This window comes from Arenibacter catalasegens (assembly GCF_002909235.1).
GTDB classification, from domain to species: Bacteria; Bacteroidota; Bacteroidia; order Flavobacteriales; family Flavobacteriaceae; genus Arenibacter; species Arenibacter catalasegens.
Genome location: NZ_PHQQ01000010.1, coordinates 141841 through 154280 on the forward strand (window position 1 = coordinate 141841; position 12440 = coordinate 154280).

At 33.4% G+C, this 12440-nt stretch carries 11 protein-coding genes; all 11 read right to left on the minus strand.

Annotated features, from left to right (window positions below; genetic code table 11):
• Nucleotides 1-68: 68 nt before the first annotated feature.
• The 11 genes from CWD90_RS10185 to CWD90_RS10240 all read right to left on the minus strand — a co-directional run bounded on the left by CWD90_RS10185 (nucleotide 69) and on the right by CWD90_RS10240 (nucleotide 12237).
• Nucleotides 69-704: a hypothetical protein gene (locus tag CWD90_RS10185; protein WP_103475867.1), complete on the minus strand. Its 636-nt coding sequence runs from the start codon at nucleotides 702-704 to the stop codon at nucleotides 69-71.
• 759 nt (nucleotides 705-1463) lie between these two features.
• Entirely contained in the window at nucleotides 1464-2093 is a 630-nt protein-coding gene (locus CWD90_RS10195) for a DUF4236 domain-containing protein (protein WP_103475852.1), read from the minus strand.
• 95 nt (nucleotides 2094-2188) lie between these two features.
• A complete protein-coding gene (locus CWD90_RS10200) occupies nucleotides 2189-2917 on the minus strand; it encodes an ion transporter (RefSeq protein ID WP_103475853.1) in 729 nt (242 codons plus the stop codon).
• Between the two features lie 95 nt (nucleotides 2918-3012).
• A complete protein-coding gene (locus CWD90_RS23705; protein ID WP_103475868.1) occupies nucleotides 3013-3159 on the minus strand; it encodes an HNH endonuclease in 147 nt (48 codons plus the stop codon).
• A 34-nt stretch (nucleotides 3160-3193) separates the two neighbouring features.
• On the minus strand, nucleotides 3194-4444 hold the full coding sequence (locus tag CWD90_RS10210) for an McrC family protein (protein WP_103475854.1): 1251 nt from the start codon (nucleotides 4442-4444) through the stop codon (nucleotides 3194-3196).
• Nucleotides 4445-7246: an McrB family protein gene (locus tag CWD90_RS10215; RefSeq protein ID WP_103475855.1), complete on the minus strand. Its 2802-nt coding sequence runs from the start codon at nucleotides 7244-7246 to the stop codon at nucleotides 4445-4447.
• 192 nt (nucleotides 7247-7438) lie between these two features.
• Nucleotides 7439-7870: a hypothetical protein gene (locus CWD90_RS10220; protein ID WP_103475856.1), complete on the minus strand. Its 432-nt coding sequence runs from the start codon at nucleotides 7868-7870 to the stop codon at nucleotides 7439-7441.
• Nucleotides 7871-8081: 211 nt separating this feature from the next.
• Nucleotides 8082-9014 (minus strand): CBASS system CD-NTase-associated NAD(+) hydrolase Cap12, encoded by a 933-nt coding sequence (gene cap12, locus CWD90_RS10225; RefSeq protein ID WP_103475857.1) that lies wholly within the window; start codon nucleotides 9012-9014, stop codon nucleotides 8082-8084.
• Nucleotides 9014-10030, minus strand: a complete 1017-nt coding sequence (locus CWD90_RS10230) for a hypothetical protein (RefSeq protein WP_103475858.1) — start codon at nucleotides 10028-10030, stop codon at nucleotides 9014-9016. The genes cap12 and CWD90_RS10230 overlap by 1 nt, the downstream gene beginning before the upstream one ends.
• Nucleotides 10031-10654: 624 nt before the next feature.
• On the minus strand, nucleotides 10655-11050 hold the full coding sequence (locus CWD90_RS10235) for a hypothetical protein (RefSeq protein WP_103475859.1): 396 nt from the start codon (nucleotides 11048-11050) through the stop codon (nucleotides 10655-10657).
• A gap of 320 nt (nucleotides 11051-11370) precedes the next feature.
• Entirely contained in the window at nucleotides 11371-12237 is an 867-nt protein-coding gene (locus tag CWD90_RS10240) for a hypothetical protein (protein ID WP_103475860.1), read from the minus strand.
• Nucleotides 12238-12440: the final 203 nt, after the last annotated feature.

A 12440-nucleotide genomic window follows, 5' to 3' on the forward strand; every position in this document is an offset into this window, starting at 1 on the left:
ACTTTTCATTTTGTTTATTTTATTGCGGGTTTCCGCAATAGACTTAATTTAGCTATTGTCTTTCTCCTTTAAACTGTTTCGAAGAACTTTATAGCATACTTGCAATATTCAATAATAGTTTCTTTATCTGTCTCAAATTCCTTGCGCTTACCCAAATAATTATGACAAGTTGATGTGATTTCTTTGCCTTCACTTAACTCTTTATATGAAATGCATTTTATATGTTTTTTTGTGACTAGCACAAATAGTGCGTTTTCAAATGGATAATCCCCATATTGTTCAATATCCTTTAATTTTAGTTCTCCATTGGCCCTATATTTTACTTCTAGAAAATGGGCTTGCTTGTCTTTGAATACTACAAAATCAGGCATTTGTCGAATGTTTTTAGAAACGTCTCCACGAACTCCTTTGAGAAGTTCCTTTATTCCTGGAATAGAATTTTCCATTCCGTAGCTAAACACTTGAAAACCAAGTGATTGAAATAATTGTTCAACTATCGTTTCCGCTATTCGCCCTTTAATTACCCCAGATATCCAAGGATTTTCTTCTGTTTTTTTATTCGCTTCTAATTTGTTCTCTGCCTTTTTCTCAAGTGCTTTTACTACTACATTAACAACTTTAGATGAATCATCTTTTTTGTAACAAGAGTAGCAAAGTCCTCCATCAAATTTGGTGTAATCTCCGCAATTTGTGCATTCTGCCATATTAGTCATTTTCTGTTGAAGCTAACTTTTAGACAAAATAACATGCAAATACTATTTTTTAAGTTAGCCAAGGGGGTTAACTAAACGCTTAAATAATGAATTTTAGTATATTATAAGTATATCCTATTAATGCTGTAAAATTTTCGCTGGTGTAAAGAGGGGGGAGTACTACAACCATGTATTTGCTACTAACCTTCTAAGTTAGTAAATATTGGTTTTGGATTTTGTTTTATCGATAAAGGTCGATTATAACCGTTGAGTGGTGTTTTTTTAGTTAATTAAGAATTTACCCTTAAACTCAGTTAGAATAGGAGTGACCCAAAGTAAAATGACACTCTTTAGTAAACAGTACATAAAAACACACCATAGTGTCACCACAAGAGCACATACCATCTATCAACTTAGAGTGTACTGTGGCCATACCCTTGCACCAAAGAGTTCAATGATTACCATACCAATAACAAGAAAAAGGAATACCGTTCTCAAAAGCAAGTTTGTATGTATTATCTGATTAGGAATAAATGTTTGGGCTACTCTTCAATCACCTATTACCGGGAGGAATACCAAAAGGTAAACAATTCGCAGGGCGGGCAAACGGCAGAGTATGGTGGAACCCGTCTTTGGGTCCCTTACCCAATTCATAGGGCTAAGAAAAATCATCACATTGGGCTAGGTACAGGCCAACAAGACAATACATCTACTGGCCATAGCCTACAATATCAAAAAAATATCTGAAATTTTAGGCTTAGGTAAAAGCAACTACGATTGTTGTAGTTTTGATTTCTCAATTTTATAAATGTATTCTCCTATTTTAAGTTTTTCTCCTGGGGTTTTATAGAATGTTATTTTTCCATTTTCGTCAGAAGTCAGCGTCGCTTGATTTTCTCCAAAACCGAAAATTGCTAATGCGTCACCTTGCTTAATTTTTGAGCCATTTTTAACCAAAATATCCTCTATTAATAAGTTTGATTTTTGATATTCGGCTGGGAAATTAATTTGGGAAAAATTAATAAATGACACACTGCTAGAGCCATTATTCAACTTAATTTCATTATTGAGTTTATATTTTCTTCGTTTTCTTATAACAAATTTATATGTTTCTTCAGCCAGCCAAATTAGGAATAAAACAACATTCCATAAGACCACTGCAGCAATAATTGCTGCTCCTATAAATAATAAAATCATTAAAATAACAATCGCTCCATTACCTTTTTTGGATTTTCCAAAACTACTTCTAAATGAAAGTCCAGGAATTCCAGTTCTGATGGAAAATCCTCTCGACCCAACAGACCCGTATTTTGTTCTGTAACTTGAAGATATTCCAGATTTGCCAAAATTGAGACCATACCCATTTCCTAAATTTACCCTTTTCTGATATCTTAATCCCATTTCTTTTCAAATTACTCTCAATGATTCTCAGCTATTCTTTGATGCCGACTCTTAAATTAAATACTTGTAAAAATGAAGAAAAGACCATGTTGCACCTATTCAATTTTATCTTGTCTTTCTTCCTCCTCTAATTGTCTAGCTTTTGTGAGTGCAGTAGCAACAAGTCCTGCAGGAACAGTTACTATTCCTATCCCAATTATTAGAACAAAGAATGTGAATATTCTTCCGCCCGTAGTTATGGGTAATACATCACCATATCCCACAGTAGTAAGTGTTACGACCGACCACCAAAGGCTATGAAATATTGAACTGAAAACTTCAGGTTGCTCTTCGTTTTCGAGGAAATATATCCCTGAGGCCGATAAGAATATTAATATCGACGTAACAATAAAGAACAGGACTATTTCTTCTTTTACAATACCTGCTGCAATGTGAAAGCGTTTTAATGCCTTATTGTATCGAATCAGTTTCAAGGCTCGAAATATTCTAAAAACACGAAAAGCTCGTAGTGCCCTAAGATCAATAGCAGCCCTCAGATAAAATGGTAAAATGGCTAGTAAATCAATTATCCCATAAAAACTAAAAATGTATTTAAGCGGGTTTTTGGCAACAAAAATGCGCAACAAATATTCGGCAGAAAATATCGCCACACAGCTTATTTCAATTATGTTGAGAATATTAATTGTTTGTGGGCTGTTATTGGGGAGTGTCTCTATCGAGAAAGAGATTAAAGAGATAAGAATTAGAAACTGAATGAAATAATCAAATATTTTCCCACTCTTGGTGGTGTTATCGTCAATTAATGTTCTAATTTTTTCTATCATGGGCTTTGCGGGATATAACGGTTGGCTTACTATTTTGTTGTTAAATCGTAGTAGACTTTTCCAAAAGTATTAAGGATAATTGATTACATGGATTTTCATTTATGTAACATTCGATGACAATTTGAGCAAACTAATGCAGCATCTTCAATAGTCAAATTCCTCATTCTTATTTGAAAGGGTATCAGATGATAGATTTTATTAAAATTTTTACCGAGCGGATCATATTTACGAACGGTCGTGATTCTTTAATCCGAGGAATATTAATTTAAAAATTATCTACATCCACTCTCCAACAAAATCGTTAATAACCTTTTGCCATAATTTGATGTCCTTTTCAACACCAATGGAAATGACGCTACATTCTTCTTTACTTAACTTCTTTGAATCAGCTGTACTATGATCAAAAAATAGACCTGATTTATTATGGTTTTCAGATCCCGGGTATACTAAGGCTACCTTTTTGGCTCCATAATATTTCATATAAACAAACATTTGTCTCAAATCATCAGGAGAGGGATTATAACCATTGAGATTTTTCCATTTAGTATCAAGAACCACACAATCCTCAGTTCCTTTGTTTAGGACTAGATCAGGTTTAATTTTAGAATGATAGCCTGAAGTAGGCTTCCAAAAATTCTTAATATTTTGTGCAGCTATTGTAGTAGTTTTTGTTTTATACTTTCTTAGGCTTATATAAACAAACTGTTCCCAAAGCACATTCATATCAAACATTAAAGCTAGAACACTATTTTCCCCACGATTGACATCCGGGTGGAAGTTCAGCAAGATCAGCCTTGCAATTTCCAATGCGTTCTTATACGGTTCCGTTTTTCGATCCAAGGTTATTTTTTGAAAAAGGAATTCTGTGATTTTTATATCATTTAGCACAGGAAAGTCCAATAAAAGTACCCCTAAACGACTATTAAGCTGTGTATCTGTATTTATGTAGCTCAACAACTTCAATGCTTTGTATAGAATGGCATGGATAATATGATCCTTGTCGTAGGTGGTATACTTAACGTAAAACCTTTCTTGGTGCACTAGATTTTGACTGATATGCCTCGCGAATTGAATGCTTCCCTTTAGTGCAGTTCTATTGCCTTCAATCTTTCGATATTTCTTTACCAATCCTTTATGAAGCAAGAATTCCACTTCTTTTATAAAAAGCTCAAAGTACAAGTCGAGTATTGAATTGGCTCTTAAGTTTAAATTACTCTTGCTTGGTGCGTGAATATCAAAAATACCCACGGCATGTAGCATTGAAATTAGGATACTCCTCCATGCCGCACTATCATTTGATTTGTCCGCTTTTGGCAAAACCTCAATAACCGTTTTCCCTACCTGTAATACCCCTACATATTCATTGAACCGCACTCCCTGGTGAACAAGCGAATAATATGGCACACCTTTTTCCCCGTAAAAAAATTGTAAGGTTTCAAGTTGACTTTTGGTAAGTTTTTGTGTACCCTTGTTAGTATGAATACTTTCGTGTTCAAAAACGGTGATATGTCGTGAGCCTTTCTTCAATTATTTGTTCTTTCTAGACAGTGATTGTATTGCGGCTAAAAAGTCTTTATCATTCATGGTTAATGTATTTTTAAGATGATATACTTTGCGCTCTAACAATGGACTGCTATCATAGTCTTCAAAAGGAGCAAAGAAATCCTCCTCCACTTGGTTGTCTTCGATATCAAAAAATCCTGCCCCTAGGATCAATCCTATTTTGCCATAATCGCCGAAGAAATATTCTTGTAGCAATGGAATTATTTTATTCTGGAATACCGCTTTTAATTCATTTAAATCCTCAATAGATAAGAAATAACTATGACCTATCATATGGTCTTTGTCCAAAAGCTTTTCTATACGGTTGTTGATGGTTTTCAATAATTGAGAGATATCAATTCCTGTTATAAGTCCATTTTGTGCCTTACCATGGGTTTTAATCAATTCAGGTAATGGCGGCATTTCTATAAAACTAAACCTTCTTCTAAGGGCAGTATCCAATGCTTCAACACTCCTGTCCGCCGTATTCATAGTGCCAATGATGTGAACGTTTGGCGGTACTCCAAACCATTTTTTGCTATATGGTAATTGTACCTGTATGGCTTCAGCTCTTCCCAGACGTTTATCTTCCTCGATCAGCGTTATTAATTCCCCAAAAATCTGAGAAACATTCCCGCGATTAATCTCATCAATAATAAGAACAAAGGGTTCACCTTTTTTGTCTTTATAATCATCTTTTTTTAGCGCTTCGACAACTCCCTTTATGTTCTCTGGTGAATATTTTCGATCAGCCTGATTAATGTTGACAGGAATAGTATTATAATTTCGGATTGCATTCAAAACAGCCCAATTGACGGTTGAATTACTACCTCCTATGATAGACCGAAATTGTTGGTCTATGTTATTTAATTCCGATAAATCTGGGAAAGCGGTATGCAACTGCGAAAGTCTTTGTTTGGAAGCAGGATAAGTATTGTCCTTCCCTGGATGTTTAATGATAATATTGCCTTGTTGAGATATCCCATCCACGAGAACCTTTCCACCATTCTTGGTTGGCAACTCAATGGGTTCTTCCAAAGTCAATTTTTCTTCAATCTGTTCTACAAAATTGTCGAAGGCTAAAGAGAAGTTTAGTACTTTTCCCGTAGTAACAGATTCTCCTTCTTTGGCTATTGAAAAAGAAGCTACATTACATAGCTTTCTAAAAATACCCTCCTCAACTCTATATACTACTGGATCACCTTCTTTTTCCGGTTCAATTGGCTTAATGCCCTCCACAAAATCTTCATAGGACATGCTTTGGTGGAAAGTTGTAAAAACGATTCGACCTTTATCAACTTTCTGTTCAAAACGTTCTTTTATAGCAGTTCGACTTAATTCGGTTAGATCCTCTCCACATAATTCTAAGGCTTTGTTGATGGTATTGTATGTTTTACCAGTTCCTGGAGGACCATATAAAATTGTATTTAATGGGAGGTTCATATCTTCAATTTTTTTGGATTCATTTTTCCCGATATTATTAGTCATTTCAATGAATTTCTCATATTCCTCTTGTGTTGCACTAAAATTTGTTCCTTGGTTACCAACATTAAATTCCTTTAATTCTTCAACATCACTTATTTTCTCAAATAGAATAGGAGTTTGGGCTAAATTATGTGTAATTTTAATATCGGCTTTAAGTTCACTTTTATCTTCCTCTTTCCATAAATGATTATCTGGGGAATTAGTTTTTTTATAGGGTTCAGAAGTTACCTCTGCAAGTGCATAGCATCCTGCTTTATTGCCAGTAATCCAAAGAATTACTTTGTCTCCAATTTTAATTTTATTTTTGTGTGCGCTTACAGTCCAATCAGTCAAAATCCCCCCTCTTAAGGCGGTTTCAAAATCAAACATCTTAGGATTTCCTTGAAAAATCCAATAGTTTAAATCAGGCTCTTTATCCAGGATTTGATAAAGAATGTCTTGGGCCAAAAGTTTATGATTAGTACCGTTGTAATATTCTGGAATTAATGCTTTAACTTGTTCGATTAACGAGCTGTCAGATTCTATATACTCTTTAATAAAATCATCAACTAGGGAAAGGTAATGAACATATTTTTCGTTCTTTTTTGCCTCTTTAACTCCAATAAGTTTGCAATATTTTTTATAAAAAGAAGATTTGTAAAAGGTATATTTTATGGGGTTATAATACGTCAAATATGCTGCAATTGATCGCTCATCCTGATGGTGTGAAAGTGTTTCTCCCAGTCCCCTATACAATTTCAGTGTTTCCTTGTTAAAGTATATCACACGTTCCCTTAATTCCAAATTATCATTAAATAAAAACTTGAAAATATTCCTTAATTCCTCCGGCTTTTCCTTTGCGAGTTGTTTTAAGACAGCTTTGCTCATGGCATAGACCAAATTCTTATGATCAACCGCTTTAATCTCCTCTCCAAAATCGACGGCATTCGTAAAAGGTCGGCCTTGAAATTCTTTAATAGCTTCCCATTTATACACTTCATTTTTTAATTGTGTTAAAGCAATGTGCTTTTTATATTTCTCAATTATCGATTGTATGGGGTCTTTCTTTTGAATGATTTCAAACCCCTCTTTTTCCAATAAATCGAAAGCATCGGTTCCTTTACCCCCTACAAAATCTTTGGCTTCTAGTTCTTTGCCATTAGCGTGTCTATTGGCAATTGAGATTACCAATTTGGGAGGATAGTTCTTCCCATTATAGGCAATGTCATAAGTTGAAGAATGCCTTCCTTTTCTAATTCCATCTTTATCAATTTCTTCAATTGCTCTAACTAAATGTTCTTTTGTTATGTTATTTGGAATCATTTATTAATTTTCTAATTGGTGTCAAATGACATCTAAATAGAAACCACTTTTTTGATAAAAATAGGGAATTAGTATTATTTTATACCCCTCTAAATCGTGGTTTTCCACTAAAAATGGCAGCCTTAATGTCCAGATAATTGTCCTCTTGAACTTTTATCTTTAACAGGTGGCATTGTTTTCTGTTCGTATCATCTAATCACATTCATATTCACCTGAGGATGCTTCACCCTCACAGTCTTCTGCACTGCTTTTTGCTTTTTTTGCGTAATATTGAGCATCTTCTAATTTGTCTGCATTGTAGGCTTTTTTAGCATAAGAATAGGCGTCATCGGCATTTGATCGAGCATTGCTGGCATAATTTTCCCCATCATCACAATCACAATCTGAAGCATAACTTTGGGCATCACTTGCAGAACTCATTGCATCATCAGCACTATTCATAGCTATTTTAGCATAATATTGAGCGTCTTCCAAATTGTTTGCGTTATAAGCTTTTTTGACATAGCTAGAACAATCATCTGCATAAGACAAGACATCAGACATTGCACTTTGATAGTCTTCACACTGTGCTTGCAAATTTGAAACAATTAATAAAAGCAATCCAAGCATAAATATATTTTTCATAATTTAATTTTTATTGATAAATACATGTCACATATTTTGGTAACATTGTTAAGAAATAGCGGTTATACGTGCGAGGAATTTCCTCAGGAAAATCAGAGGTAGTAAACTTGCAACCACCTTTGATTAAGTCCAAAATTGAGCAATTATTTTTATATATCGTTACCTGTAACTGTTTCACCTATTTTTTATACATCTTTGTTAGAAGCTGGATTTATTGTTCTCTTTTTATTTCAATTAACGTATCAAAACTATTTCTTAACGCTAATTGTTTGATGGTGTATATGAATCTTTCTATTTCTCTGCTTATTATAGCTTCATAATCAGAACTCATTGAATTAAAATCATTTGGCAAGAGGTTTGAAATAGCATAGTTTATGCCTGATAACGTAGTTGGGAAATCAATAAAAACTAATTTGTCATCTTTAATTTCTGTTTCCATACTTATAAATCTAGGTCGACCTGCATAATGAAACGAGACATTTTTAGAGTTAAATCCTCTTTTTAGCTGTTCAAACTGAAGATTAGCGTCTGGATTTAATCTATTGGGTATAATAATTTGAATTTTACAGTCTTTATATTTTACTCCGTCGACTTCAAATCCATCATTTTCTATCAAATATTTACAGGTTGGTAACAATAAATTTTCAAAGTAGCCGGAAGCTAGTGTTGAGGATGGAAAGAAATTAATGTCTGAGTCAATTTGATTTCTGAAAAGTTCACTTACTTGGCTGATAGCCGAAACAAAGCTTGGTGTATCTGACTTTTCAAATCGAGCTAGTGAAATACCTGTGATATCTGAAAAGACTTTTAATTCCTTATCTATTACAAAAGCACATTTAGATAAACCTAAACGGCCTATAAAAAGACCTAACTCAAACAATACGTTATCTCTAGGTTGCATTACGGAATCTCCTCGATACTTAACTTCATCATCAGTTGTTCCAATTAACAAACCAAAGTCGAATTGCAAGGATGCTCTAAGCAAATCATTTAAGAAGTTATTATTTATCTTGAATACGGAAGTATCCCAAACACTATCATTCCAAATTGTTACTTCAAAATCTCTTTCAAGTATTGCCTTAGCAGCATTTGCAAGACCAAGTTCTTCTGATGAGGAACCAATAAAAATTCTTTTTTTTCTCATTATGAATATATTAATTCTCCTTTTTCAAAATAGCCTAAATAAAGTTCTTTGTGAACATCTGCAATCAACTCATCTAAATCTGCCTTTATTTTTTTCATTCCGTTAACAGTATCGTCTTTTAGAGGTTTTTCAGTTCTATTCGGACTCTCAATACTTCTACGGTATTCTCCGTTACTAATTAATTTCTCTAGTTGGTTACTCATTGCTTTAGCTATGTTTATCTCCTTGCCTCTATGATAATATAATTCGTTATCACTAATTGAGTGAACTATTGTTGTTAAATGAAAACTGCTTATGTCTATATCTGAATCAGCTTTTAGGGTTTTTAAAAGCCTAATTCCTTTTCTTGAACCATCATTTGTGTTGTCTCCCTTTGTATTAACTTGACTAATATGTGCAAAGGGGTAGTCCAAAATCTTCTCGCCTTTTGTGAAATCAAACAAGTATATTCCTCTATAATATTCGCTAAAAGTTTCCTCATATTTTTTTGAGTTGTACCAAAAGCAAAATACAATATCAACTTTTCTATTTAGAGATTTGTTAAAAATAGAAATGTTCTTTTCGCCTGTTTTATCGACTTCATCATAAATATCCTCCATTATTTTTTCAGATTGACTCCTAAGACTTTTAATATCTGAATTTGGCTTTGAAGCAGTGTAAGGATTGTCGTTTGGAACTCCTATTCCTGGAAAATGATATCTATCGATAATTGTGAGTAAATCAAAATCACTATGAACTTTTATGTTTGTCGAAGTAGTTACCGAACCTTGAGTTCTGTATGCTCTTGAAAAATGTAAGTCATAACCATTTTCTAAATGTTTTTGAACTCTATTAGCGGCTTCAATAGTTCTGTCATTATATTTTTTATCAATTCTAACCATTGATTCCATCAGGTATTTTACATTCTTAGGAATACTGGTCGAACTGAAAGATTTTGTCAAAATCGATTCGTTCAATTCGTTATCAAATCTTCTTGCACTAAGATTCTGTAATCGCTTCTCGTAGTCTATTGCCATTCGGTTTGTTTTATCTTGCTGCTAACGTAAGAATATAGTAACTTGTATCTATATATCCATTCTAGTAGTATGCTTTTTAGCAGATTATCAGCGTTTCAAATTTCTCGAATTAGTTCTTATTTTCTTTGCGGTTTTCCGTACTCCACTTAAATTTGTTCAGTTGCTTTCGACTGACTTTTATAATTTTTTGGTTTCATTAAAATATTTTGCAATCTTATATTATAATAACTTCGGACTATCTATTGAAGTAGCCAAGACTTCACTATAACACATTAACATGTATGTGAGGTCTTGTAATTCTATAAAATTTTCGCTGGCGTAAAGAGGGGGGAATACTACAACCAAGTATTTAACACTATCCTTCTAAGTTAGCTAATAATAGGATTTGTATTTTCTTAATCGATGAAAGCCGGTTTTAACCGTTGTACTACATTTTTTAAATCCTCATTATTTTCATTTACCACAAAAATTGGAGTTGCTATTTTGTGCTGATTGAATGCAAGAATTTAATGTATCAACCCCAATAGTTGTAAGAGGAACTGGTTTAACTCGAGAGCTGCGCTTGCCCATTGTGGCTAGGTGCGGGCTCTATATTGCATTTGTAATTACACTTTTCGGATGTTATTAAATTTTAATAGAATCGTCAAGTTTTTCGTCAATCTCAAACATAACAGTCTCATCAGCAAAAACTATAACAATGCGATTTTGTTTAAGTTCTATTAAAAGTTCTTCGCCAATAAAAAGAACCCCTGCCTTAAAATCTTTAAACGGTAATGGGAATTTAGGGTAATTTATAAAGCTAATTGTTACGGATTTTTCATTTTGCCCCAGAAAGACAATATCACATGGGCTTACCTTGGCACTTAGTAAGGTTACTGTTTTTGTTTTAAGGTTTTCCTGAGCAATGGTAAGTTTAGCTTTTAGTTCTTCCAATGACCAAATGCTATTTGTATAACCTTTGTTTAGTCCAATGGTTATTTCGGCTCTATAAGTTGATGCAGTAGTTTTTTTGTGGTTCAATTTTTAAGTCGGATTAATTGTGAATCTGGTAAATTCGACAATTAGGAGGAAATATCCAAGCCAAAGGGAAAGATCTATAGTAAGTCCTTAAAGGTTGCTGTAGTTGATATCTTATATTTATAAAAACTCCGAATAGAATACCATATTTTTTCCACTACGGAACCTTTTTTGATAATCCTCAATTTTGTCGAATTAATACCGAAAATCGTTGAGGTACTGGACTCGAACCGCAAGCCAGCCAGAGCCGATTAGAAAAACCTTGGAGATTTACGTAAGTAGTCTAGAACTAGTAAAAAAAATGTTTGAGTTCACCTGTACTTTTACTCAGTTATTTTCCCATTCAGGAATTTCAATGTTCGTTCTTTTTCACCATTTGGTTTATATATGTCCAGCTTAATTAAAACACCATTTTCTATAACAACTTGAATAAGTTTATTTCCGTTTATAAAATTGGATATTGTCTTTTCAACTGTCAGATTCCCCAATCTGGGTAGTGTTTTAAGTTCGTCAGTTATGAATTTACCGTTAACTTCCTTCTCTGACATAAACTGACCAGCTACTATTGCATTTTGATTAGTAAAATAGCTGAATTTTACGATGCCATTGTCTACAAAGGAAACCCTAATATTTCCTTCGTAAAACTCGTAGTCTATATGATAGTTCCTATTATCCAAACTAATTCGGATATATTCTAAATTAGCACCATATGTTTCATTAACGTAATCATATTTAAAATCACTCCATTTAGTCACTCTTGTATTTTCTAGGTGGCCTTTTCGGTTTTTGTAGGTTAGGGATGTTAAACCATCAAAATGGTTAAAATTTGATGTAAACGGAATTAGTGTAACATTTTGAGTATTGGTTTTGTTCTCATTTATAGTCTCGAATATTAAATGTACACTATTTAAGGTATATACGATTTTAACACTATTTTCCTCGAAAAAACTTTTTCCTTTTTTTCCATTTTTTTGAAGTTCAGACTGTAGTCGTGAAAATGCAGTTTCATCACCTTCCAATTCAATTTTTGATAGTTTAGAACTCTCTTTTTCTGCCGTTACTTTTAGAAAGCTGTATCCAACTTCTTTTTTTACATCATATCTGTCGCCGTATAGGTATGTGTAATTATTCACATAATTCGTTCGTCTTTCTATAAACTCAAAATTTTTAACCTGCATTTTTGCTTGCATTTCCGAAAGGCTAAAATTATTCGCTATTTGTGTTAAAAATTCTGTTGTAATTTCAGATGATTGTGCATTTGCCCTAAATGGATACGCTAGAGCAAGCTGACCCCTCTACCTGGGGTTAAAAATGGTCAGAGAATGCATCTGCCGTTCTGTCGGATGCTGACCCCTCTACATTAAAAAAGATAGTCAAATTTTGGGTCTAGATT